The organism is Arthrobacter pascens, from assembly GCF_017052465.1.
In the GTDB taxonomy this organism is placed as follows: Bacteria; Actinomycetota; Actinomycetes; order Actinomycetales; family Micrococcaceae; genus Arthrobacter; species Arthrobacter pascens.
Map to the genome: position 1 here is coordinate 29,668 of NZ_JAFHKT010000146.1, position 24,087 is coordinate 53,754.

Here is a 24,087-nt window from a genome sequence, read left to right on the forward strand (position 1 = left end):
CCCCCGTATCTAGGTAAAATATCTACCTAGATAGAATCATGAGTTTGGCGATATAGGCAACATCCAACCGGCCAGGATAGGAGGTCAGCGCCGGAGGAGGTCCGCCGGCGAAGCCCCCACCCTCGCCGCCACATAGCGAAGGCCCCTGCTTCCCTTTGCTGAGGGAAGCAGGGGCCCTTGCTGCGCCCGACACTGCCGGTCACCCGCTTGCTACATGGCCTCCGGCCTCTGGTCTCCCTTGTGGCCCCTCAGGTTCTCCTGCACCTTGCCAAACAGGTCCTTTATGGTGGTCTCGGTGTTGGTCAGCATGTCCGGCTGGACGTACACGTTTTGGGTCGGGGAAACGGTGTAGTTGGTCTGCAGTCCGCCGGTGCCATCCACCCCTTCCAGGGCAATCGTCACGCCGGTGTCCTTGCGCACAATGGCGCCGATGCGGCCAAACACCAGAGTGCCGTCGTCGGGCTGGAAGCTGACGGTCAGCCCAACGTGTGTCCTGTTGAGGTCGGTGGCCGCGACAGTCTTCTCGTTGCCGGTCCCTGCGTAGTTCATGACTTCTCCTTGCGTTAGAGAGCGACGTACCTCAGCAGTCTATGGCGGGGTGTTAAGCCCGTACAGGGCGCCGTCCACAGCCACCCCAGGGGCCTGAGGCATTGAGCCCGGCGGCCAACGGCGCTTGAATGGACGTCAGACCGTTAACCCTGAGGAGGCCCTGTGGATTCGCGGCGCACCAGAAGCACCGACTACGAGTTCCGCACCGTGTGGCGTGTGGCCGGAACCCCGGACGAGGTGGCGGCCATCCTGGGCGAGGCGGCCACGCTGCCGGACTGGTGGCCGTCGGTCTACCTGTCGGTGGAAGGCATCCACGCGGGCAGGGAGGACGGCACCGGACGCATGGCCAGGCTTCACACCAAGGGATGGCTGCCGTACACACTGCGCTGGACGTTGACCGTCACCACACCCATCACCAGCAGGGGCTTCGCCATCCGGGCTACCGGGGATCTCGACGGCACAGGCACATGGGTTTTTGAACAGGACGGCCCGGAAACCGTCGTCACCTATGACTGGAAGGTCAGCGCCAGCAAGCCACTGCTGCGGCGCCTGAGCTGGCTGCTGAAGCCGGCGTTCTCGGCCAACCACCGCTGGGCCATGGCACGGGGGCAGGAAAGCCTCGCCTTGGAGCTGCGCCGCCGGCGGGCCCTCACGGACCCGCACACCGTACCCGCACCACCGCCGCCCACGTTCCCGCGGTTGGCGGGGCGTCGGCGGCGGGTGGCCTAATTACTGTTCGGGTGTTACTTACGCGTTGACCAGCTCGGGCTGGGGCGGCGCCTCATTCCGCTCCTTCCGGGATTTGGCGAACCTCAGGTAGAGCGACGGCACCACGAAGAGGTTAAGCAGCGTGGACGTCACCAGCCCGCCGAGGATCACGAGCGCCATGGGATGCTCGATCTCGTGTCCCGGAATTGCGCCCAGGACCACCAGCGGAACGAGGGCCAGCCCGGTGGCGAGCGTGGTCATCAGGATCGGCGAGAGCCGCTCCCCTGCACCGCGCAGCACGAGCTCGGGGCCAAACTTCATGCCCTCATACTTCTCCAGGTGCTGGCAGTGGTTGATGAGCAGAATGCCGTTCCTGGCCGCGATACCCATGACTGTCAGGAAGCCCACGATCGAGCCCAATGACAGCACGCCACCTCCCAGGAAGGCGGCGAACACGCCGCCCACGAGGGCTATCGGCAGCGTGAGGATGACCAGTGTGGCCAGCCGCCAGCTCGCGAAGGCTACCTGCAGGAGCAGGTAAATCACGGCCATTGCCCCGATGGCGAGGGTCATCAGCGTGTTGGTTGCTGCTTGGCGTTCCTGGTACTCGCCCAGGATTTCCGTACGGAAGCCCGGGGGCAACTCCAGTTTCTTGAGCCCTTCCTCCATGGCCGCAACCACCGTGCCCAGTTGGCCTTCCTTCACGTTGGCCTGGATATCGATGCGCCGGGAGTGGGCATCGCGCTGGATGACGTTCGGGGTGGGCTTGACCTGGACACTTGCCACATCGGACAGCAGTATCTTCTGCCCGCTGGGTGTGTCGATGGGGAGGTTCCTGATGGCGGTGAGATCGGAGCGGACCTCTGGCGGACTCCAGACCTGGACGTCATATGCCTTACCGCCGCGGTACACGTCGCCCACTTCCTCTCCGGCCACGAGCGTTGCCGCGGCCCGCCGGACGTCGCCCGGCTTCAGCCCATAGCTCTGGGCCTTTTCCAGGTCAACCTCGACATTAATCTGCGGAATGTCCTTTTGCAGGGCCGTGTTGGTGCCGACGGCTCCTTCGGTCCCTTCAAAGATCGCGTGGATTTCCGCGGCCTTTGAACGCAGGAGCGCCAAGTCGTCCCCGTAAAGCCTCACGACGACGGCGTTGCTGGCGCCCGTGAGGACCTCGCGGATCCTCTCCTTCAGGTAGGTCTGAACGTCGCGCACGATCCCGGGGTAACCATCCACAACTTCGTGGACTGCGGCCAACGTCTTGTCGTAGTCCACTGCGGGGTCGACGCTGATCCAGTTCTCACCGAAATACACCCCCACCACTTCGTCGGCGTTGAAAGCCTGCCCGATGTGGGAGCCGCAGTTCCGCACCCCCGGGATGGTCAGCAGTTCCGCGCAGGCCTTCTGGCTGACGCGGTACTCCTCCTGGACCGAAGTGCCCGGCTGAGTCAACCAGTGCATCAGGAAGTCGCGCTCCTTGAAGTCAGGCAGCAGCGACTGGCCCAGCAGCGGTGCCGTGATGACACCGATGGCCGCCATGGCGCCGAAGGTCGCGTAACCTGCCGCAGGGCGCCGGACGGTTTTACTCAGGATCCGGTGGTAGCCACGCTTGAGCACCCGGACCAGGGGTGGCTCCTGCTCCTTCAACGGAACCTTTCGCATGAAGATCAGCGCCAGGGCAGGGGTCACTGTCAGGGCCACAGCCATTGATGCCAGCACCGCCAGGGTGTAGGAAATGGCCAGCGGTCTGAAGAAAGCGCCGGTGAGTCCCTGCAGGAAGAAGATCGGCACGGCAGCTGCGATGATGATCAGCGTGGCATAGACGATCGGTCCGCGGACCTCCAGGGAGGCCTCCAACACCACCGAAGCGATGGAGCGGGTTCCGCCCGTCGCCCGGTGCTGCCGGAGTCTTCGGATAATGTTTTCAATGTCGATGATGGCGTCATCCACCACCACCCCGACGGCAATCACCAGCCCGGCCAGGACCATGGTGTTCACAGCAGTACCGGTGAGGTAGAGGACGGACGCGGCCGTCACGAGCGAGAGCGGGATGGCTATCAGGCTGATGAGTGCCGTCCGCCACTGGAAGAGAAACGCCCCCAGCACCAACACCACGAGGATGCAGCCCAGCAGCAGCGCGCGGCTGAGGTTGTTGAGGGACTCCTCGATGAAGGTCGCCGGGCGGAAAATCTCCGTATCAACGGTGATGCCGCTGAGTCCCGGCTCCATCTGCTTCAGCGCTGCCTCTACACCCTTGGTGACTTCCAGGGTGTTGCCCCATGGAAGTTTCTCAACGATGAGCATCAGCCCTTGGCCCTGGTTGATCACAGCATCACCAATGAGCGGCTGATGGTCTTCCACAACATTGGCCACGTCACCCAGGCGGAGCGGCTTCCCGTTCTTCTCCTCGATGGTGATCTCCGCGAGATCCTTCGGAGTGGTGATCGGCAGCACGTGCTGGATGCTGAGCCGCTGGTTCGGCGTCTCGATGTGGCCGCCGGTGCCGATGACCGAACCCGGCGAATACTGCAACAGGCCGGCGTCCAGGGCATTGGCTGTAACATCCATGACCTGGTTCAGCGTGACGTCGTGGGCCTTCATCTTCTCCGGGACGGCCTGCACCTGGAGCATTTGCAGCCGCTCACCCCAGATGGCGATGTTGGCGACACCCGGGACACGCAGCAGGTGGGCGCGGATCTTCCAGTAGGTGATCATGGACATTTCCATCAGCGAGCGCTCGTCCGACGTCAGGCCGATTTTCATGACCCGGCTGGTGGACGAAAGCGGCTGCAGCATCATCGGCGGTGCCGCCCAGGTGGGCAGCGACGGGGTGACGGTGGCGATGCGCTCCGAGACCAGCTGGCGGGCCTTGAGCAGGTCCGCCCCCGGGGCGAAAATCAGCACGATCGAGGACAACTGTTCCACGGATTTGGAGCGAATTTCGTCCAATCCCTCGACGCCGTTGAGGGCGTCTTCGAGCGGAACGCTCACCAACTGCTCCACCTCGGCAGCGGTGAGACCAATGGCGATTGTCTGGATCTCGACCTTTGGCGGCGCAAATTCGGGAAAGACGTCCACGGAGGCCGTGCTGAGCTGGACGCCGCCGAACGCCATCATTGCCACCGCGATGGCCACCACCAAGGCGCGGAATTTCAGGCTGAACCCGACGATCCGGCGCATGTCAGTGCCCCTTCGTACCGAATTCGGCGCCGAACAGTTCAGCGGCCCCCACGGTCACAACATCGGTTCCTGCCGGCGGGCCGGACCGGAGCTGGACCTTGTTGTCGGTGATCCGGTCCACCGTCACCGCAGCCCGGATGTAGGTACGCGGCTCCGGGTTGGTGTAAACCCAGGTCTTACCGGCGCCGTCGTAAATCAGCGCCCCGTATGGCATTTCAACGGCGCTGCCTGCGCCCTTGGTGACCTTCGCCGTGGTTACCCCCAGCCTTTCCACTGCCTTGTCTGTCAGCGTCAGCTTGTTCAGATCCGGGCCGACCTTCTCCATGGTGGACGCTGCCTCCCCGGTGGCCACAGCAGCAGGTTTCACTGCCGCACACCCGGAGAGGCCCACTGACGCTGCGAAGGCAAGCACCAGAACAGAACGCCAGCCCCCAAAACCACTATTGCTTTTCATGACAATTCCGACCTCTCCGGCAGAACCGGTCCGTTGTTAATCACCAATGAGCTTCCCCAGTCCGTGTTGGCGGCCGGACCGAAGCGGAGGAAGAGGACCGGCAGGACATACAGGGTGAGCAGGGCCGACGTGATCAGGCCGCCCCACACGATCAGCGCCAGCGGCAGCAGCATGCCAGAGCCGACAGACCCGCCGAACAGCACCAGCGGCAGCAACGCCAGACCGGTTATGAGCACCGACAACACCGTCGGCTGCAGACGCTCCGAAGCCGCCTGTTTCATCAGCACTCCCGGAGCCTCCGTTGGCGCCTGTTGTTGCAGGGACTGATAGGTCCCCATCAACATGACGGCGTCTCTGACCGCGAAGGCCAGTACGGCCGCCAGGGCCACCAGGACGTACAGGGATCCGAAGCCGCCCGTAAGCCAGGCGGCAATGATGCCCCCTGCCAACGCCACCGGCAGGAGCACAAATACCAGCGCTGCGAGCCGCCAGCTGCCGAGCACCGTGAGCAGCAGAACCAGGATGCCGGCGGCCGCAGCCAGTGCCAGCCACCAGAACAGCGAGCCGGCAGCCTGCTGCTCGCCGTACTGCTTGGGAATCTCGGCGTGGTATTCGATGGGAAACTGCATTCCCTTAATCGCCGACTGAATTTCTGCGCTGACATCAGCGAGGTTACGGCCCTGAATGTCAGCCACAACATCGAGGCGCCTGGACGTGTCGTCGTGGTGGATCACCGTCTGGTTGGGGCTCAGCCTGACACTTGCGACGTCACCGAGACGTACCTGACCGCCTTCGGGCTTGTCCACCAGCATGTTCTGGACAGTGGTCAGGCTGTGGCGCGTCTCCGCCGTGCCCTTAACGACAACCTGGAACACCTTCTGCTGCTCGAACATGTAGCCGACTTCGATGCCCTGCAGCACGGTGGCCGCGGCACGCCGCACATCGCCGGGCTTGACGCCTGCCTGTTGAGCCTTCACCAGATCTACCTCGATCTCGGCGACGGGTTGTTCGGCAGTGGCTTCCACGGTCGGATTGACAACCCCGCCCGTGCGCGACAGGATGGCGCGGATTTCCTCTGCCTTTTCCCGCAGGATGGCCAGGTCCACACCGTACACGCGGACCCGGAACTGGCGGTCGTCAAGGGCCTTGGCCGCGGCGACCTGCTGCTCAGGATACGTGGTGACATTGGCGTTCAGGCCGGGGTAGCCCGCCACGATCTGCCCGACATCGTTCCGGACGTCAGCGGAATTCGCACCCTCTTTCATGGTGACCCAGAGTTCGCCGGCGCTCACGTTGGAGGACTGGTCCGAGGTGACGGCACGGCCCACATGACCGCCAACTTTCGCCACTCCTTCCACAGTGCTGAGCTCCTCACCGGCTTTGGTCATCAGCCGGTTCATGACGTCCGGTCCCGTTCCTGCCGCCGCTTCCCACTCAACCAAGAGAGTACGGTCCGGAACGGAGCCCACGATCGGCAGTTCCCTGGTCAGTCCCGGCACCAGTGCCACGGCCACGATGGCCAGCACTGCGGCGACGGATGCAACCAGAACGGCCCCGGTCTTGGCGAAGGCTCCCGCTGCCCTGCGGTAGCGCTGTCCCATCTTCTGGACCAGCGGCGCAGTCCGCCGTGGCCGCTGGCGGCCGCGCAACAGCAGGCTCGCCAGTGCCGGCGTGACCGTCAGGGCTACCAGCATTGCCACGGCAGTGGCCAGCAGATATGACAACACCAGGGGCTTGAAGAAGGCCCCGTCCACGCCGGGAACGAACAACGCCGGCGCCAGAGCCAACAACGCGACAAGGCCCGCAAAGAGGACAGGTACCCGCGAACGCTGCAGCCCATGGGCCAGCAGGGCACCCTGGGACACCTTGTCGTCTGCGGCGTCCCTTCGGAAACTGTGCAGGTCCATGATGACGTCGCCGATGATGACGATAAGTGCCAGAATCAGGCCGGCGAACGCCATCGTGTTCAATATCGCGCCCTGGAAGTGCAGCACCAGCGCGGCAGCCGTCGCTGCCACGGAAATCGCCACGAACGCCAGCACCGCATACCGCCAGGACCGGAATGCCAGCCCGATCGCGGCCGTCACCACCAGGAGGCTCACTAGCAATGCGACGCCAAGCCCGCTCGCAGCGGATTCAAGGAACGATGCCGGACGGAAGACTGTGGAATCTACTGTGATGCCTGTCAGGCCGGGACGCAGACCGTCGAGGATTTCTTCAACGCCCTTGGTTACGTCCGCAACGCTGGTGTCCGGGAATTTCTCGATCACCAGCAGTAGCCCCGGAGTCTTGCCGGTGACGGCGTCGCCGATCAGGGGCTGGTGATCCTCGACCAAGGTCGTCACATCGGACAACTTCAGCGACTTGTTTTCGGCCCCCTCAACACTGACCTTTCCAAGGTCCTCGGGAGTCCTGATCGGAAGAACGTGCTGGATGCCGATCCGCTGGTTGGCGGATTCCAGGAACCCGCCGGTTCCCGGGGTTGAGGCCTCAAGGAAGCTCAGCGGCGAAACCCACACGGCGTTGCCGGCAGTCTCCACGACCTGGTTCAGTGTCACATTTTGGGCGCGGAGCTTAGCGGGGTCGACCTGGACCTGCAGCTGCTGCTCCCGCTGGCCGTAGATGGAAACGTTGGCAACACCTGGCACGCCCATGAGCGCGGGTTTGATGTCCCAGCGTGCCAGCACCGACATGTCGATTGGCGAGACCTCCTCCGAGGTCATCTGCACCATCATCACTCGGCTCGTCGATGACAGCGGCTGCATCAGCACCGGCGGCGTCGAGACATTTGGCAGGGCGAACGCCTGGGTCAGCCGTTCGGCCACCAGCTGCCGGGCACGCAATATGTCCGTTCCCGGCTCGAAGACCATCTCAATGGAGGACAGGCCCGGAACGGAAACGGAACGGATTTCATCAAGCCAGGCGACCCCGTTCAGCAGGTCCGCCTCCATGGGTGAGGTAATGAGCTGTTCGACTTCTACGGCGGACAGGCCCAGCGCCTCGGTTTGAATTTCCACATGCGGTGGAGAAAATTCGGGAAGATTATCCACTGGCATGGACGGCAGGCTGGTCAACCCAAGCCCTAAAATGCCGGCCGCAGCGGCCAAAACGATCAAACGAAACTTAAGACTCCAGCGGACAAGCCAACCGGTCATATCCTCAGCCCCCATCGCCATCGGAACGGGCACCACTGCCGGTTCCAATTACTGATGCGCCTATTCAGGGTTCACCCGCAGCGGCGTTGCCGCGGATGAGTGCCGAGTTGCCTCCCTCAACCCTGCACGTCCCCGATCATCCGGGGACGTGGCTGGCGCGCAGGTGATGGAGCAGACGCGGCCAGACGGAGAGCTATTTTCTTATCCGAATTGATTAACCAATTCCCGGGCAAGTGAGACCACGCTCATTCTGACATAGGAAAATGAGCTTATCCATTGATTTTTGGCCCTTATCCCGGCCTTTTTTCGGGCGGGCAAAGATTTATCGTTGCATCATTCTCCGCAGGCGCGGGAACCTCCGAATTAAGGGCCCGCCGTGAGACCGTCACGGGCCCAGGAGGTCACAATCGGGGCAGCAAATCCGCCACGCGGTCCTGCCTTCGTTGACTCCGGACGCGAGTGCCGCAAGGTTAGACCTATGAGGCTTCAGCGAATCCCCACCGGACTGGCAGGCACGACGGCGGCTGCCGCCCTGGCGCTCTTGCTCACGGCCTGCGGGCCGAGCCAACCGTCCAGCCAGTCAAGCCCAGAGCAGACAACGGGCCCGGCTGAGGCAAGCAGCAGCGCCAGCCCAGGGGCCTCCGCAACGTCGGATCCGCCGTCGTCCTCCCCTGCTGCCTCACCTACCGCCTCGGCGCCGTCCAAGCCGGCTCCGAGCAGCGCGGCGCCAGCGCCAGGTTCCACGGCCGCCGGCGCGCAGCTGTGCAAGTCGTCGGCGCTGAAAGCCAGCACGGACGCCAGCGGCGGCGGTGCGGCCGGCAGCGTTTACATGCGGCTGATCCTGACCAACAGCGGCACCGTGGCCTGCCACCTCAAGGGCTTCCCCGGTGTATCACTGACCAACGGTGCCGGCGGCCAGCCGATCGGCGCGCCGGCCCGGCGGGATGCGGCCACGCCCGTGAGCGATGTCCTGCTGGCCCCCGGACAGTCAGGTTCTGCCGAGCTGCGCTACACCCAGGCCCGCAACTACCCGGACTGCGCCCTGGCTCAGGCGGCCGGTTTCCGGATCTACCCGCCCGAGGACACCGCATCGCTCTTCATGGCCAGGCCTTCGGACGCCTGCAGCAACGCCTCCATCGAACTCCTCACCATCGGGGCGTTCCAGCCCAGTTAATCCTGCCGCCTCACCGGCTCCTTCGCTTCCGCCTGGTCCTGCCCACGGGTTGGTGGCTGCGCTGTTCCTCCGCCCCAATTTCATAAGTACACTTGCGATTACGTCGGGGGCCTCACCGCCTGGCAGGGCCCACGGCAGGAGTGCTCCGCGATGTGGCTACGGTTGAAGGCAGGTTGATTTCCATGACGTCGCTCTGGTTGGACCGCACCGATACTTTCAGCGGAGACGACTTCCACCACGGTGGGAAGTACGACACTGTCGTCGTCGGCGCGGGCCTCACCGGGCTGGTCACCGCGCTCCTGCTGGCACGCTCGGGACAGAACGTCCTGGTGCTCGAAGCCAGGAGCCCCGGCGCCGTGACCACCGGCAACACCACCGCCAAGGTCACCCTGCTCCAGGGGACCGTCCTCTCCGCCCTCCGGCGCCAATACCCCGCCAGAATGGTCGATGCCTACGTGGCCGCCAACCGCGAGGGGCAGGCCTGGCTGCTGCGGTACCTCGAATCCAGCAACCTTCCCTACCAGGAGCGTGACGCTTATACGTACGCCACCACGCCGCAGGGCGCCGGAATCCTGCGCAAGGAACTCGCCGTGGCTTTGGCCGCGGGCGTCGAGGTGGACTACCTGCGGAACCCCGGGCTGCCCTTTCCGGTCCACGGTGCGGTGCGGCTCCGCGGACAGGCGCAGATCAATCCCATGGATGCTGTCCTCGCCTTGGCCAAGGACGTGCGCTCGCACGGCGGCACCGTCGTCACCGGCGTCCGGGTCCTGAACGTCAGCGGTACCGCCCCGTCCACGGTCGAGACGGACCACGGGGCGGTGCGAGCCAATTCCGTGGTGGTCGCCACAGGCACGCCGATCCTGAACCGCGGCCTGTACTTCGCCAAACTCAAACCCAACCGCTCCTATGCCGCAGCGATGGAACTGGCAGACTCCACGGAACCCCCGGACGGCATGTATCTGTCCGTGGAGCAGCCCGTCCGGTCGCTGCGCGACTACCCTGCCGACGGCCGGCGCCTGCTGCTGGTAGGCGGCAACGGCCATCCTGTGGGACAGGCGGGATCGGAACAGGCGCACCTGGACGAACTGCTGGCCTGGGCGCACTCGCACTTCCCCGGCGCCACCGTGACCCACACCTGGTCTGCCCAGGACTACCAGTCCACCAACCTCATGCCCTTCTTCGGGAAACTCCCCCGCGGACGGGGCCGCATTTTCTTCGCCACGGGGTACAACAAGTGGGGAATGACCAATGCGGTTGCGGCATCCCTCGGCATCGCCGCGGACATCCTCGGCGGCAATTTGGAGTGGGCCAACACCATCCACCGCCGCGTGACCGCGCCGCAGGGCGCCGTGTCCGCCGTCACGCTCAACGCCGGCGTGGCAGCCACCCTCGCGAAGGACTGGGCGCGGGCCGGACTCCAGAAACTGCCCCAGGAAGGCCCCGCACCCGCGGAGGGGACGGGCAGCGTTGCCCTTCGCGGTCGCAGACCCGTCGCAACGTCCACCGTGAACGGGACGACGTGTTCCTTGTCGGCCGTCTGCACGCACCTCGGCGGCATCGTGCACTGGAACGACAACGAGAAATCCTGGGACTGCCCCCTGCACGGTTCCCGTTTCAGCAGCGACGGCACGTTGCTCGAAGGACCGGCCACACGCGACCTGCAGCCTGCGGCGGAGTCCGGGCCGGAAGACCGCGGCTGACGGGCCGGCCTCGGCGGGCCGGCGACGGGTGCTCGCCCGCCGACGGCGGAATACTGTCGGGGCCTTAGGGCATGATGGAGGCATGCAGTCGCAGGGGCCCGCCGGCACATCCGGCGGCACATCTTCGGTGGACTCCATGGGCCAGTTCAGCCGGCCCACCAGGGAGTGGTTCCTGGGTGCCTTCTCGGAGCCTACGCCGGCCCAGCGCGGTGCCTGGAACGCCATCTCCTCCGGTTCTCACGCCTTGGTTGTCGCCCCGACCGGTTCGGGAAAGACGCTCGCCGCCTTCCTGTGGGCACTGGACAGGCTGCTGCATTCCGAGGCAGAGGTTTCCGGGCCCTCCATGCCCGCGGAACTGCCGGGCCTGGAGGGCCGCCCGAAGGCCGAGGGCGAGGATCCTCCCGCCGGCGCCCCGGGCGGCGCACGGGCCGCCAAACAGTCCAGGGCCCGGCGGCCAAAGCGAAAAACCCGCGTCCTGTACATTTCGCCGCTCAAGGCGCTTGGCGTCGACGTCGAACGCAACCTCCGCTCCCCCCTCATCGGCATCACCCAGACGGCCAAGCGGCTGGACCTGCCCGCGCCGCTGATCACCGTGGGCGTCCGGTCCGGGGACACGCCGGCGTCCGAGCGCCGTGCCCTGCTCAGCAACCCGCCGGACATCCTCATCACCACCCCGGAATCGCTGTTCCTCATGTTGACGTCCAGGGCGCGGGAAACCCTCAGCGAGGTGGACACCATCATCGTGGACGAAGTCCACGCCGTGGCTGGCACCAAGCGCGGCGCCCACCTCGCCGTCTCCCTCGAGCGGCTTGACGCGCTGCTGCCCAAACCGGCACAGCGGATCGGTCTGTCCGCCACGGTGGAGCCGCGGGAGCTCGTAGCCCAGTTCCTGGCAGGCTCCGCTCCGGTGGAGATCGTGGCCCCGCCTTCCCGCAAGAACTGGGACCTCACTGTGTCTGTCCCGGTGGAGGACATGTCGGATCTCCAGGGCGCAGCCGGGGCCTTCGATTCAGGTCCGGCCTCGGGGCTGCAGCCCCAGGCCTCCATCTGGCCGCATGTGGAGGAGAAGATCGTGGACCTGGTGCTGGCTAACCAGTCCACCATCGTCTTTGCCAATTCCCGGAGGCTCGCTGAACGGCTGACCGCGAGGCTGAACGAGATCCATGCCGAACGGCAGCTCCTGGCTGTCGGCGGCGGCTGGGAGGAGCCGGCACCGGCTGTGCCCGGCCCCCTCCAGACCTCCACGGCCACTCCCGCCCACATGATGGCGCAGGCCGGAAGCACCTCGGGCGCCGAACCGCTGTTGGCCAGGGCCCACCACGGCTCCGTCTCCAAGGACCAGCGGGCCCTCATCGAGGACGACCTGAAATCCGGACGACTGCGCTGCGTCGTGGCGACGTCCTCATTGGAACTCGGCATCGACATGGGCGCCGTGGACCTTGTGGTCCAAGTGGAATCGCCGCCGTCCGTGGCCAGCGGGCTGCAGCGCGTGGGACGCGCCGGGCACCAGGTTGGCGAGATCTCGCAGGGCTACCTCTTTCCCAAGCACCGTGCCGATCTCGTCCACACCGCAATCACCGTGGAGCGCATGCTGGCCGGCAAGATCGAGCGGCTCAGCATTCCGGCCAATCCCCTGGACATCCTGGCCCAGCAGACCGTCGCCGCCACGGCCCTGGGCAGGATCGATGTGGAGGAGTGGTTTGCCACCGTGCGGCGCTCCGCCCCGTTCGCCACCCTCCCCCGCTCCGCCTTCGAGGCCACCCTGGACCTGCTGGCCGGGCGCTACCCGTCCGACGAATTCGCCGAACTCCGCCCCCGCATCATCTGGGACCGGAACGAAGGGACCATCGAGGGCAGGCCAGGCGCGCAGCGCCTCGCCGTCACGTCCGGAGGCACCATTCCCGACCGCGGGCTGTTCGGCGTCTATATCATCGGCACCGAAGCGGAGGGATCGGCCTCACCTGGCGGGGACGCCGCCGGCAAGGTTTCCGGCACGGCCTCGCCCGCAAAGGGCGGCCGACGCGTCGGCGAGCTTGACGAGGAGATGGTCTACGAATCCCGGGTTGGCGATATCTTCGCCCTCGGTGCCACGAGCTGGAAGATCGAGGACATCACGCACGACCGCGTGCTGGTCTCCCCCGCCTTCGGACAGCCCGGCAAACTCCCGTTCTGGAAGGGCGACTCCTTGGGACGGCCCGTTGACCTCGGCCGCGCCCTTGGCGCGTTCGTCCGGGAACTGTCCGCGTCCGACGTCGGCCCTGCTACCGAACGCTGCAAGGCCAGCGGCCTTGACGACTTCGCCGCCAACAACCTGCTGCAGTACCTCAATGAGCAGAAGCTTGCCACCGAGGTGGTGCCCAGCGACACCACGCTGGTGGTGGAACGCTTCCACGACGAACTCGGCGACTGGCGGGTCATTCTCCACAGTCCGTTCGGCATGCCGGTCCACGCGCCGTGGGCACTTGCCGTGGGCCAGCGCCTCCACCAGCGCTATGGCTTGGACGGCTCCGCCATGGCGGCAGACGACGGCATCGTGCTGCGCGTGCCCATGATGGAGGATGAACCTCCCGGCGCCGAGCTGTTTCTGTTCGACCCCGAGGAACTGGAGCAGATCGTCACGGCCGAGGTGGGCGGCAGCGCCCTGTTCGCCTCCCGCTTCCGCGAGTGCGCAGCCCGTGCCCTGCTGCTGCCGCGGCAGACCCCGGGCAAGCGGCAGCCGCTGTGGCAGCAGCGGCAGCGGTCGGCCCAGTTGCTGGATGTCGCGCGGAAGTACCCCGCTTTCCCCATCGTGCTGGAAACGGTTCGGGAGTGCCTCCAGGATGTCTATGACCTGCCGGCGCTGAAGGACATCGCCGCTTCGGTGGAACGGCGGGAACTCCGGATTGTCCAAACCACCACCCAGCAGCCCTCCCCGTTCGCCAAGTCCCTGCTGTTCGGCTACGTGGCGCAGTTTCTTTACGAGGGCGATTCCCCGCTCGCCGAACGCCGGGCGGCTGCATTGGCGCTCGACTCCACGCTGCTCAACGAACTCCTGGGGCGTGCGGAACTGCGCGAACTCCTGGACGCCCGGGTCATCGAGGCCACAGAACGCGAGCTGCAGCGCCTTGCCCCGGACCGCCGGGTACGCGGCATGGAGGGCGTCGCCGACCTGCTGCGGCTGCTGGGCCCGTTGTCTCCTGACGAAGTCGCCGCCAGGCTCGAGGCGCCGGATGAGCCCGCGCCGGTGGTTGAGCCTGTCGAAACCGCCGCGCCGGTGGTTGAGCCTGTCGAAACCGAGCCCTTCGAAACGGCGCCTGACGAGACCGTCGTCGCGGCCGCCGCCTCCCACCTCGCGGCACTCCAGCGGGCCAACCGCGCCATCAGGGTGAACATCGGCGGTGTCGAGCGCTTTGCGGCGGTGGAAGACGCCGCCAGGCTGCGCGACGCCATTGGTGTCCCCCTTCCCATGGGCGTGCCCCTGGCGTTCATCGAGCCAGTGGCCGATCCCCTCGGCGACCTCGTCTCCCGCTATGCCCGAACGCACGGTCCGTTCACCGCCACGGAAGCCGCAGCGAGGCTCGGGCTTGGGGTCGCCGTCGTGGGTACTGCGCTGAAACGGCTCGCAGCGGACGGCCGCGTAGTGGAGGGCGAGTTCCGGCCCCACTCCGAACCGGCGGCCGAGTCTGGAGCGGGGCCAACACCCGAACGGCAAGGTGCCGACGGCCCTGAGGAGGCAGAGGCGGCAGAGGCGATAGACCACTCCGGTACCGTTTCCCCTGCCGGGGCGGTTCCGCCTTCCACAGTCACCCTGCCCGCCGGCAGCGAATGGTGCGACGCCGAGGTGCTTCGCAAGCTCCGCCGTCGTTCGCTGGCCGCGCTGCGCGCGGAAGTGGAGCCCGTGGATGGCACTGCGTACGGGCGGTTCCTTCCCGCCTGGCAGAATGTGCGCTCACCGGGAACCCGTGGCGGTCAACCGGCGCTGCGGGGGCTGGATGGAATCGTCACTGCCATCGACCAGCTCTCCGGCGTGCCGGTACCGGCGTCGGCCTGGGAACCGCTCGTGCTGGCCAGCCGCGTGTCGAACTACCAGCCCGCGATGCTGGACGAACTCATGGCAGCCGGCGAGGTCCTCTGGTCCGGTGCAGGCTCCCTGCCCGGCAACGACGGCTGGATCAGCCTGCATCTGGCCGACTCGGCCGAGTTGACGCTTAATCCCGCGATCGACTTCGAGCCCGGGGATGCCCAGAGGCGGCTGCTGGACCACCTGCAGACCGCCGGTGGCGGTTACTTTTTCCGGCAACTCACTGATATCGCGGGCGGGATGGATGCCGTGCTCAGCGATCAGGACGTGGTGTCCGCGCTGTGGGACCTGGTGTGGGCGGGCCGCGTGACCGGTGATACGTTCGCACCCGTCCGCGCCCTCATCGCCGGCGGGCACACGGCCCACCGCCAGGTGGCCCGGCCGCCCCGTGCCCGGGCACCGCGGTTGAGCAGGCTGGGGCGCTCGCACGGAACGGGCCTGCTGGGTTCGCCGGGGCTTTCCGGCGGGCGGTACGGCCAGATCACCGGACAAGCCCCCACGCCGCCGCTGGCAGCGGGGCGGTGGTCGGCGCTCCCCTCCCCTGAGCTCGACGCCACCATTCACGCCCGCGCCACCGCGGAACTGCTCCTCGACAGGTACGGTGTGGTCACCCGCGGTTCCGTCATGGCAGAGAACATCCTGGGCGGCTTCGGGCTGATGTACAAGGTGCTGGCCAGGCTGGAGGAGGCCGGACGCTGCCGCCGCGGCTACTTCATCGAGCACCTCGGTGCGGCCCAGTTCGCCGTTCCTGCCACGGTGGACCGCCTGCGCTCATATTCCGAGGACACGCAGCTTGCCAAGCCGGAACCCGCAGCTTTGGCCCTCGCCGCCACGGACCCTGCCAACCCGTACGGGGCCGCGCTGCCCTGGCCGGCCCTGAGCGTGGAGGCCGGCAGCGGCCACCGTCCGGGCCGCAAGGCGGGGGCGCTGGTGGTGCTGGTCGACGGAGCCTTGGTGCTGTATGTGGAACGCGGCGGCAAGACACTCCTGGTTTTTACGGAGGACGATGCGGTGCTGGCCGCCGCCGGGGCGGCGCTTGTCGACGTCGTGAAGCGCGGTGCCGTGGACAAGCTCGTCATGGAAAAGGTCAACGGCCACGGCATCCTGGACACTCCGGCCGCGGCGGCTTTGACGGCGGCCGGCGCCTACTCCACCCCGAAGGGACTGAGAATCCGTGCCTGAAGGTGATTCGGTCTGGCGTGCCGCCCACCAGCTCCACGGCGCCCTCGCCGGCCAAAAACTGACAGCCTCGGACTTCCGGGTGCCGCGCTTCGCCACGCTGAATCTTCGGGGCTGGACAGTGGGAGAGGTGGTCCCGCGGGGCAAGCACCTGCTCATGCGGCTGGTCGGCCCGGGCGATGAACGGCTGACCATCCATTCGCACCTCAAGATGGAGGGCAGCTGGCAGGTCTACCCGCCCGGCGGACGATGGCGGAAACCGGGCTTCACAGCCCGGTGTGTGCTGCGCACGCCGGTGGCGGACGCCGTCGGCTTCTCCCTCGGGCTGCTTGAAGTCATCAAAACCTCCGAGGAGGACAAGGCTGTGGGCTACCTAGGACCGGACCTCCTGGGCCCGGACTGGGATCCGGAAGAGGCGGAGCGGCGCGTGGCATCGGCGCCGGACGTTCCGATCGGCGTGGCGTTGCTGGACCAGCGCAACCTTGCCGGCATCGGCAACATCTACCGCTGCGAGGCCTGCTTCCTTTCGGGAATTCACCCGGCCACGCCAGTCTCGGCCGTGGCGGATCTGCCCGCCTTGTTCGCCGATGCCAAGCAGCTGCTCGAAGCCAACCTCGGTCCAGGCCGCCGCACCACCGTGCTCAATGCGCGCGGTACGCCGGTGGGCAGGGCCGCCGGCCGCCCCGGGTACTGGGTCTACCGGCGGGAGCACCAGCCATGCCTCCGCTGCCGGACCCCCATCCGTCACGGCGTGCTGGGCAGGGCTGTGCCCCGCCGGCCTGTGTCGCACGGGGCGTCGCCGGCCTCCATCTCGACGTCCGGCGGGCAGGGTGTGTCTGCGCCGGGCACGGGCATGCCGGCGGCTGGCACGCCGGAGCTGGTCACCGAAGAGCGCGACATCTACTTCTGCCCGAAATGCCAGCCGCTCCTGGGCGCCGGCGACGCCTGACCCTGCCTCCCCATCGGCGGGGGGACGCGCAAGCGGCCTGTCGCCGGAGGGGTTCCCTGTCGCCGGAGGAGTTCGCTGTCGTCAGGAGGCGCGGACGGTCGCCTCGGACTCGCCGACAGGGCTCGTCGGCTCCTTTTCGCGCGTCGGCTCCGCCTTGGAGGCTGCGTCCGCCTGAACCGCCCCGACCGCGGCCGGGACCATGAAGTACGGCAGCAGGAGTTGCACCAGAGGCCCGATGGCCAGTGCATACACCACGGTGCCCACGCCAACGGATCCGCCAAGCAGCCAGCCCGCGCCAAGAACCACCACTTCGATGAGGGTCCTGGAGATCCGGACCGACCATCCCGTGCGGCGGGCCAACCCGGTCATGAGGCCGTCGCGGGCACCCGGACCAAAGCGCGCACCGATGTAGCAGGCCGAGGCGATGCCATTGAGCAGCACGGCCCCGGCGAGCAGGGCGATCTGGCCGCCCAGATGCGAAAAAGCGGGGATCAGGGCAAGTCCGATATCGGCGAACACACCCACCAGCACGGCGTTGCACAGCGTGCCGAATCCGGGCCACTGCTTCAGAGGAATCCACAGCAGCAGCACCAGGAAGCTGACGATGATCACCACTGCCCCGATGCTCAGACCCGTCCTGCCAGCAACGCCCTGATGGAACACGTCCCAGGGATCCAGGCCCAGTCCGGCACGGATGAACATGGCCAAGGAGACGCCGTACATGGCAAGGCCGGTAAAGAGCTGGAGCAGTCTGCGAGTCATCATCCACCCATCCTGAACCACAACTGGCCTTGTTTTCCATGGCCAGTTTGAGATACTGGCCTTATGTCCGGTTCCCTCAGCCCCGCAGCACTTGCCCGCCTCCTGGGCCGATGGCACGTTGGCGCGTCCCCTGCCTACCGCGAACTGGCCGACGTCGTCCGCCTTCTCGTGCTGGACGGCCGCATCCCATTGGGAACCGCCCTCCCGAGCGAGCGCACCCTGTCCGACACCCTGGCCGTCAGCCGGACCACCGTCACCGCCGCCTACGCAAGCCTGCGCGAACAAGGATTCCTAAGCAGCGGCCAGGGCTCCCGCGGCCGCACCTGCCTTCCGCGCAGCTCCGACCAAGCCACCGGCGCGGGGCCCGGCGCGGAGGCAGGCGCTGGCCTTCCTGGCGCTCCCGGCCTAGCCGTTCCCGAGGGCGTCATCGACCTCGCCTACGCCTCCCTCCCCGCCAGCGGCGAAGTCGTGCACCGGGCCTTTGCCTCCGCCCTGACCGAGCTGCCGGCCCTTTTGCCTGGATTTGGCTATGACGCGCTGGGCGTCCCCTCGCTCCGGGAGGCTATCGCCGCCCGCTACTCCGCCGTCGGGGTGCCCACGGCGCCGGGCCAGATTTTGGTGACCTCGGGTGCGCAGCACGCCCTGAACATCGTGCTCCGGGCGATGGTCGGCAAGCAGGACAAGGTGCTGGTGGAGCAACCCACGTACCCAAACGCCCTCGATGCCATCCGCGCACAGGGCTGCCGGATGGTCCCGGTGGCACTGCCTCCGGCGCCGGAAACCGGGTGGGACCTGGACGCGGTGGAGACTGCCCTGATGCAGCAGCGTCCCAAGCTGGCGTACATGGTCCCCGACTTCCACAACCCCACCGGACGGCTCATGCCCGACGCCCAGCGCCGCCGGCTGGTCCGCGCCGCCGCCGCTTCGGGCACGGTGCTGGTGGCGGATGAGACTCTTCGGGAATTGAACCTCGACGGCGGAACCGCGGCGCCGCTGGCAGCCTTCAGCCCTGCGGTGGTTTCCATCGGGTCGCTGAGTAAATCACACTGGGCAGGGCTCCGCACAGGCTGGATCCGGGCCTCCGAAAGCCTGATCCAGCGCTTTGCCGGGGCCAGGACCACGATGGACCTGGGCGGCCCGGTGGTGGAACAGCTGGCCGCGGCCCACCTGGTCCGGGCACTGGACGAGCCGCTGCCGGCGCGTCGGGCGGCACTCAGGGAGAGCCGGACGGCACTGCTGGAGCTGATCGCCGCCCACCTGCCGGAGTGGCAGGCGGAAAGGCCCGAGGGCGGCCTGGCCGTCTGGTGCCGGCTGCCCTCCGCCAGCAGCACGGCGCTCACTGTCATCGCGCCCGACTTCGGCATCCGGCTCGCCGCCGGACCGCGGTTCGGGGTGGGCGGCGTCTTTGAGAACCACCTCCGCGTGCCGTTCACCCTGCCCCCGGACAAACTGGAGCAGGCGGTCCGGGCACTCCGCTCGGCCCAGGACCGGCTGGACGCCGCCCCGCAGTTGCGCAGGACACTCAGGGAATCCCCGGCCGCGGCCATCGCCTGAGGCTCCGGCTCCCAGCTACGCGAGCCCACTGGGCTGCATCTGCGGCGGCTTGGCCGGATCGCCGCCGCTGGGCCTCCTGACGCGCTACGCGGGGTCACCGCCGGAGGTGAATTCGCCGGAACGGGTCGAAGTCGCCGGAAGGTTCCGGCGACCGGGCAGGGTTCCGGCGAACTCGACGCAGGAACGGGCCGGGCCGGAGCACAAAGTAGAATGGACCGGTGATGCAATCCCCCCTCCCCGTGCGCGACGGCGTGAACGCAACCCGCCTGCGCCTGCCGGACGAGGGGCCCTGGGCCACGGCGATGGACTACATGATGCACCGCTGGGGCCACATCGACCCGCAGGGCATCGAGGACCGGTTCGACGCCGGCGAGATCGTGGGCGAGGGCGGTGTCCCCCTGGACCGCCGGACACGGCTCGAGGACCACACCTTCATCTGGTACTACCGCACTCTCCCGCCGGAGACCCGGCTGCCCGTGGAGCTGAACATCCTTCACCAGGACGATCACATCCTCGTGGTGGACAAGCCCCACTTCCTTCCCACCACGCCCGGCGGAACGTATATCCAGGAGTCGGCTCTGGTGCGTCTGCGGAACCAGCTGGACCTTCCGGACGTGATTCCCATGCACCGGCTGGACCGCATGACAGCGGGGATCCTGCTCCTCTCCACCAACCCGGAGACGCGGGGCCGCTACCAGGTGCTCTTCGAGAAACGCCAGGTCCAGAAGGAATACGAATGCGTGGCCGCCGCTGAGCCTGCTGCCGGGAACCCCGCCGTCGGCTTCCCCGTGGTGGTCCGGAACCGGATGACCAAGTCCCGCAGCTACCTGCTCGCCGAGGTCATCGACGGCGAGCCGAATGCCGAGACCCGGATTGACCTGCTGAAGACGTTCGACGCCGGAAATGCCGACGGCGGTCGTCCCGCCTCCGGTGACACCCACGCCCGGCGCGGCCTCTACCGGCTGGAGCCTCACTCAGGCAAGACCCACCAGCTGCGGGTGCACATGGCGTCCCTCGGCCTGGGCATCCTCCACGACGCCTTCTACCCGGAGCTCCTGGACAAGGCCCCGGACGACTACACCAAGCCGCTGCAGCTCCTGGCCCGCGGGATCCGATTCGTTGATCCGATCACCGGGAAGCCCGTGGAGTACCGGAGCCGGCTCGAACTGAGCGAAGCCCGCTAGCACTACAGCTTCGCGGGCCGGGCCGGCTTCTTACCCCGGCCCGCCGCCGGACTCTTCCAGCGCCTGCCGGAAAATCCCGGCGGTCTCCTCGCTGAACAGCACGAATTCCACCAGCTCCACCATGGGCTTTTCGCCCTCCAGCGGACGGCCGGCGTACGCCCGCACCGCTTCGATCCCCAGCTGCGCCACTTTGCGGGCATCCCAGCCGTACACGCCCGCGCTGACAGCCGGAAACGCCACGGACCGTGCCCCGAGACCGTCGGCTATCCGCAGGCTTTCGGTGAAGCACGAGGCAAGCAGCGCCGGGTTGGTCTGGCCGGCATGGCGGTTCGGCCCAACGGTGTGGATCACCCACTTCGCCGGCAGCAGGAACCCCGGCGTGGCAACGGCCGCGCCCACCGCCAGGCCGTGCGGCAGCTTCGTCGCGCGCAGTTCGCGGCAGGCTTCGAGCAGTTCCTGCCCGGCCGCCCGGTGGATCGCACCGTCCACGCCGCCGCCGCCCAGCAACGAGGAATTCGCTGCGTTGACGATCGCGTCAACAGGCCGCACAGTAATGTCGCCTTCAACAATTTCAATCCGCATGCAGCCAGTCTGGCACCGCTGCCCGTTCGGACGAAGACCCCAGGATCCCCTGCCGGCGATAAGTGCGGTACCTTGTGCGAATGGACTTCGGCAACGCGGAAACCTGGGGGGCCGCGATCTACTTCTGGATCGTTCCGGCGGTACTCGGCGACGCCATCTTCCCGCCCGTCCCCTCCGAGATGGTTGTCATCACCGGCGGGGCGCTCTCCGCCGAGGGCCGGGCCAACCTGTTCCTGATCGGCTTCCTGGCAGCATCGGCCTCCTGGGCGGGCGACGTCGTGGTCTTCCAGCTGTTCAAGCGGCGGCTCAGCCATGTGCTGGACCGCTGGCGGTGGGGCAGGAAAGTGCACCACGGCATCCACGAGGCCATCGCCAAGGCGGGACGGTCCTCCACGTACGGCACCATCATCGGGGCCAGGTTCATTCCCGGCGGTCGGCTCGCCACCTCAGCTGCGGCCGGCATAGCCGATGTCTCCTCGGGAGGCTTTAATCTCTGCGCGGGGCTGGGTGCGGTCCTCTGGGCCACGTGGCTCGTCGGGCTCGGCTACTTCACCGGCTCGGCCACCCGGCTGCCCTTCTGGGCCAGCTCCCTTATCGGAGTGGCCGCCGGCCTGGTGATCGGCGCCGTCGTCGGAGTCATCGCCACCCGGCGCCGCGGCAGCCGGTCCCCGGTCGATGAGCCGGGCGAGCCCGCCCCCTAACGGGGCCCGAAGGGTCAGACGGGCGCCCACCTGCCGCGGCTGCGGCGGAGCACCAAAAGCGAGCCGGTCACCGCAACGCTTTCGACGGCGTCGCGCATCATGGCGGCGGACTCCAGCGCCTGGCGGTTCTCACCGCTGTATTCGGTCGGCTCCACGAGGAACCGGAGATTCAGCTGCGGCACGCCGCCGGCCAGTTCCAGCTGGTTCGCTTCCACGTGATGGCGCGTACCGAGGGCTTCGACGGCGGCGGCCATGACGGCTTCGGGAGGGTTGCCGGGCTTCAGCCCGGTGATTTTCAGTCTGGTCTGGAACGACGGCATGGACACCACCCTAGCGGCCCCGCGCCTGCGAACGTTGAGCGCGAACGGGCAGTTAAGGCCCCTCAAGTCCGGATCCAAGGGGCCACACCTGCCCGTTCGCGCTCCGGCAAAGTCGGCCGTGAAAAGGGGCAGTTGCGTTTTGTCTGGGGCGAGCCTATGTTGGCAAAAAGGGGCGCGATCATGCACGAACTCTCTATCACGCAGGGCCCTGTTGGCGCCGTTCCGGACACCACAGGCGAACGGCCGGCCACTGCACTCAACGTCGGCATCGCCCTGTTCCCGTTCCATGGCTGCGGCGGCGCCGATGTCGGAGTCCCCGGCCAAAACACAGACTCAAGTCCTCGGAGGTGCCATAGAACACTGGCATACAACGTGCGGCTGCGGCGATGAGGCCGGCATCCGCATTTCATACGGGCACAAACCGATCCGGTACCTAATCGGATCGCTGACAAGAGGACACCAGGCCCCACAAGGGCCATTGAAAGAGGCAACGATGCCTGCTGAAACTGCCCGCAAGGCGGAAGAAGCCCACTCCCCCACCCAGCACCTGACGGGCAGGTAAGCCATGTCGGGCGAAGAACGGCCGCTGCAGAGCGGCGACTGGATCCGCGGTTTCCTCCGAGCCTGGAGCACCGATGAAGCGGTCGCCCGTGGCGGCACCGAGGACCTCGTCAAGCAAGTGGCGGAGCTTTATGGATCCGCGCTGCGACGGATCTTGGAAATCCTGCATCGCCAGGGGAAACTCGACGAAGCCACTCTGGAGGCGCTCACGGCGGACGACCTCGTGTCTGCCCTCCTGCTGGTCCACGGGCTGTACCCGCGCTCGTTGGAAGCGCGCGTCGCCGCGGCGCTGGAACGGATCCGGCCCTATCTCGACTCCCACGGCGGCGACGTGGAACTGGAGGGCACCAGCACGGACGGGGTGGTGCGGCTAAGGCTATACATCGACCCGGCTGCCCCGGGGTCGTCCACACCGCTCAGAGTTGCCATGGAGGAGGCCATCAAGGCAGTAGCACCGGAGGTCGCCGCCATCGACGTCGTTGAAGTGGAAAAACAGCCCGGACTGCCGGACCTCATTCCCGTGGACTCACTTCCTGTCCGGGCGATCAGTCCTGCTGACGCAACACCTGCGGCTACCTGGCACGATATGACTGGCACCTGGGTACCGGTTCCGGAAATCGCCGGGCTCGAATCCGGGGATGTCGCGGGCTTCCTGATTGGCGGCTACCCGCTGCTGGCCTGCCGCGCCGGACAGGATGTCTACGCGTACCGCGACTACTGCCCGCGCTGCACCGGCTCCATGGCCGGCGCAACCCTGGAGGCCGCCGCCGCAGGGGCCGGCGGAAGCGTCCTCCGCTGCCCCACCTGCCGCGGCCATTTCGACGTGCACCGCGCCGGGGCCTGCCTCGAGGACAAGGGGCTGCACCTGGATCCGCTTCCGCTGCTGGTCCGGGCCGGAGTATTGTCTGTGGCCATCCCCAGTGAATCCGGGCAGCCCGCACCGTTGCCAGCCGCCCCGGCACCTCCAGCCCGGGCAGAGGTGACGCCCGTGCAGTCAATCCCGCTGGTCGCACCGGCAGGACAGGCGGTCCCCATGGCACTGGCCCCCGAACCGGCGTCGCCGGCAATACCATCACCGGCCGTGCCGGCGCCAATCATTCCCGTGGCGGCCGCCCCGGAGCTGCAGCCAGCCGCAGGACAGGACATATGAGTTGACTGCGTGCACGGAACGCTGTGCACGCCTCGCCCCGCTCCCTCAACCGGCGAAAGGTGAGGGAGCGTCCGGGGTTAACCGGCGAAAGGTGAGGGAGCGTCCGGGGTTAACCGGCGAAAGGTGAGGGAGCGTCCGGGGTTAACCGGCGAAAGGTGAGGGAGCGTC

16 protein-coding genes are annotated in these 24,087 nt (G+C 67.2%); 9 read left to right on the forward strand and 7 right to left on the reverse strand.

The genetic code is table 11. From position 1 onward, the window contains the following. Nucleotides 1-210: 210 nt before the first annotated feature. Nucleotides 211-549 carry a hypothetical protein gene (locus tag JYA52_RS15930; protein ID WP_205654144.1) on the reverse strand — a complete coding sequence of 113 codons (339 nt, stop codon included), beginning with the start codon at nucleotides 547-549 and terminating at the stop codon, nucleotides 211-213. A gap of 162 nt (nucleotides 550-711) precedes the next feature. On the opposite strand from JYA52_RS15930, the gene JYA52_RS15935 reads away from it, so the two are divergent. Next, the gene (locus JYA52_RS15935; RefSeq protein ID WP_205654145.1) at nucleotides 712-1,278 is read left to right on the forward strand and encodes an SRPBCC family protein; all 567 of its coding nucleotides are present in this window, start codon (nucleotides 712-714) and stop codon (nucleotides 1,276-1,278) included. A gap of 18 nt (nucleotides 1,279-1,296) precedes the next feature. Here the strand turns inward: JYA52_RS15935 and JYA52_RS15940 are convergent, their stop codons facing one another. Genes JYA52_RS15940 through JYA52_RS15950 form a run of 3 tightly spaced genes read right to left on the reverse strand, consistent with a single transcriptional unit; the run spans nucleotide 1,297 to nucleotide 8,064 of the window. After that, nucleotides 1,297-4,434: an efflux RND transporter permease subunit gene (locus JYA52_RS15940; RefSeq protein WP_205654146.1), complete on the reverse strand. Its 3,138-nt coding sequence runs from the start codon at nucleotides 4,432-4,434 to the stop codon at nucleotides 1,297-1,299. A gap of 1 nt (nucleotide 4,435) precedes the next feature. Then, nucleotides 4,436-4,888 (reverse strand): efflux RND transporter periplasmic adaptor subunit, encoded by a 453-nt coding sequence (locus JYA52_RS15945; protein ID WP_205654147.1) that lies wholly within the window; start codon nucleotides 4,886-4,888, stop codon nucleotides 4,436-4,438. After that, on the reverse strand, nucleotides 4,885-8,064 hold the full coding sequence (locus JYA52_RS15950) for an efflux RND transporter permease subunit (RefSeq protein WP_307869401.1): 3,180 nt from the start codon (nucleotides 8,062-8,064) through the stop codon (nucleotides 4,885-4,887). The genes JYA52_RS15945 and JYA52_RS15950 overlap by 4 nt, the downstream gene beginning before the upstream one ends. Before the next feature lie 457 nt (nucleotides 8,065-8,521). Here JYA52_RS15950 and JYA52_RS15955 point away from each other — a divergent pair, with 457 nt between their 5' ends. The 4 genes from JYA52_RS15955 to JYA52_RS15970 all read left to right on the forward strand — a co-directional run bounded on the left by JYA52_RS15955 (nucleotide 8,522) and on the right by JYA52_RS15970 (nucleotide 17,105). Then, nucleotides 8,522-9,217 carry a DUF4232 domain-containing protein gene (locus tag JYA52_RS15955; protein ID WP_205654149.1) on the forward strand — a complete coding sequence of 232 codons (696 nt, stop codon included), beginning with the start codon at nucleotides 8,522-8,524 and terminating at the stop codon, nucleotides 9,215-9,217. Between the two features lie 182 nt (nucleotides 9,218-9,399). After that, complete coding sequence (locus JYA52_RS15960) at nucleotides 9,400-10,917, forward strand: FAD-dependent oxidoreductase (protein WP_205654150.1); 1,518 nt, start codon at nucleotides 9,400-9,402, stop codon at nucleotides 10,915-10,917. Between the two features lie 136 nt (nucleotides 10,918-11,053). Further along, nucleotides 11,054-16,159 (forward strand): Lhr family helicase, encoded by a 5,106-nt coding sequence (locus JYA52_RS15965; RefSeq protein ID WP_425545831.1) that lies wholly within the window; start codon nucleotides 11,054-11,056, stop codon nucleotides 16,157-16,159. Continuing rightward, nucleotides 16,152-17,105 carry a DNA-formamidopyrimidine glycosylase family protein gene (locus JYA52_RS15970; protein ID WP_205654152.1) on the forward strand — a complete coding sequence of 318 codons (954 nt, stop codon included), beginning with the start codon at nucleotides 16,152-16,154 and terminating at the stop codon, nucleotides 17,103-17,105. Before JYA52_RS15965 ends, JYA52_RS15970 begins: the two co-directional genes overlap by 8 nt. Before the next feature lie 81 nt (nucleotides 17,106-17,186). Here the strand turns inward: JYA52_RS15970 and yczE are convergent, their stop codons facing one another. After that, nucleotides 17,187-17,870, reverse strand: a complete 684-nt coding sequence (gene yczE, locus JYA52_RS15975) for a membrane protein YczE (protein ID WP_240460430.1) — start codon at nucleotides 17,868-17,870, stop codon at nucleotides 17,187-17,189. Between the two features lie 60 nt (nucleotides 17,871-17,930). Between yczE and yczR the strand changes: the two genes are divergently transcribed. Together yczR and JYA52_RS15985 are read left to right on the forward strand one after the other, a co-directional pair. Continuing rightward, nucleotides 17,931-19,421 carry a MocR-like transcription factor YczR gene (gene yczR / locus JYA52_RS15980; RefSeq protein ID WP_205654153.1) on the forward strand — a complete coding sequence of 497 codons (1,491 nt, stop codon included), beginning with the start codon at nucleotides 17,931-17,933 and terminating at the stop codon, nucleotides 19,419-19,421. 221 nt (nucleotides 19,422-19,642) lie between these two features. After that, nucleotides 19,643-20,605, forward strand: coding sequence for an RluA family pseudouridine synthase (locus JYA52_RS15985; protein WP_205654196.1), 963 nt, complete (start codon nucleotides 19,643-19,645; stop codon nucleotides 20,603-20,605). Between the two features lie 30 nt (nucleotides 20,606-20,635). Here JYA52_RS15985 and JYA52_RS15990 read toward each other — a convergent pair whose 3' ends face one another. Then, the gene (locus JYA52_RS15990; protein ID WP_205654154.1) at nucleotides 20,636-21,187 is read right to left on the reverse strand and encodes an O-acetyl-ADP-ribose deacetylase; all 552 of its coding nucleotides are present in this window, start codon (nucleotides 21,185-21,187) and stop codon (nucleotides 20,636-20,638) included. Nucleotides 21,188-21,267: 80 nt separating this feature from the next. Here JYA52_RS15990 and JYA52_RS15995 point away from each other — a divergent pair, with 80 nt between their 5' ends. Beyond that, nucleotides 21,268-21,888, forward strand: coding sequence for a DedA family protein (locus JYA52_RS15995; RefSeq protein ID WP_205654155.1), 621 nt, complete (start codon nucleotides 21,268-21,270; stop codon nucleotides 21,886-21,888). 14 nt (nucleotides 21,889-21,902) lie between these two features. Here the strand turns inward: JYA52_RS15995 and JYA52_RS16000 are convergent, their stop codons facing one another. Continuing rightward, nucleotides 21,903-22,208, reverse strand: coding sequence for a hypothetical protein (locus JYA52_RS16000; protein ID WP_205654156.1), 306 nt, complete (start codon nucleotides 22,206-22,208; stop codon nucleotides 21,903-21,905). Nucleotides 22,209-22,773: 565 nt separating this feature from the next. On the opposite strand from JYA52_RS16000, the gene JYA52_RS16005 reads away from it, so the two are divergent. Then, nucleotides 22,774-23,919: a NifU-related iron-sulfur-binding protein gene (locus JYA52_RS16005; RefSeq protein ID WP_205654157.1), complete on the forward strand. Its 1,146-nt coding sequence runs from the start codon at nucleotides 22,774-22,776 to the stop codon at nucleotides 23,917-23,919. Nucleotides 23,920-24,087: the final 168 nt, after the last annotated feature.

Bases quoted from the DNA above. Each gene is read 5' to 3' on its own strand.
- yczR (WP_205654153.1), top strand. From the start codon at position 17,931: ATGTCCGGTTCCCTCAGCCCCGCAGCACTTGCCCGCCTCCTGGGCCGA.
- JYA52_RS15985 (WP_205654196.1), top strand. From the start codon at position 19,643: ATGCAATCCCCCCTCCCCGTGCGCGACGGCGTGAACGCAACCCGCCTG.
- yczE (WP_240460430.1), bottom strand. From the start codon at position 17,870: ATGATGACTCGCAGACTGCTCCAGCTCTTTACCGGCCTTGCCATGTAC.
- JYA52_RS15950 (WP_307869401.1), bottom strand. From the start codon at position 8,064: ATGGCGATGGGGGCTGAGGATATGACCGGTTGGCTTGTCCGCTGGAGT.
- JYA52_RS15995 (WP_205654155.1), top strand. From the start codon at position 21,268: ATGGACTTCGGCAACGCGGAAACCTGGGGGGCCGCGATCTACTTCTGG.
- JYA52_RS15955 (WP_205654149.1), top strand. From the start codon at position 8,522: ATGAGGCTTCAGCGAATCCCCACCGGACTGGCAGGCACGACGGCGGCT.
- JYA52_RS15930 (WP_205654144.1), bottom strand. From the start codon at position 549: ATGAACTACGCAGGGACCGGCAACGAGAAGACTGTCGCGGCCACCGAC.
- JYA52_RS15965 (WP_425545831.1), top strand. From the start codon at position 11,054: ATGGGCCAGTTCAGCCGGCCCACCAGGGAGTGGTTCCTGGGTGCCTTC.
- JYA52_RS15940 (WP_205654146.1), bottom strand. From the start codon at position 4,434: ATGCGCCGGATCGTCGGGTTCAGCCTGAAATTCCGCGCCTTGGTGGTG.
- JYA52_RS15990 (WP_205654154.1), bottom strand. From the start codon at position 21,187: ATGCGGATTGAAATTGTTGAAGGCGACATTACTGTGCGGCCTGTTGAC.
- JYA52_RS15945 (WP_205654147.1), bottom strand. From the start codon at position 4,888: ATGAAAAGCAATAGTGGTTTTGGGGGCTGGCGTTCTGTTCTGGTGCTT.
- JYA52_RS16005 (WP_205654157.1), top strand. From the start codon at position 22,774: ATGTCGGGCGAAGAACGGCCGCTGCAGAGCGGCGACTGGATCCGCGGT.
- JYA52_RS15960 (WP_205654150.1), top strand. From the start codon at position 9,400: ATGACGTCGCTCTGGTTGGACCGCACCGATACTTTCAGCGGAGACGAC.
- JYA52_RS16000 (WP_205654156.1), bottom strand. From the start codon at position 22,208: ATGCCGTCGTTCCAGACCAGACTGAAAATCACCGGGCTGAAGCCCGGC.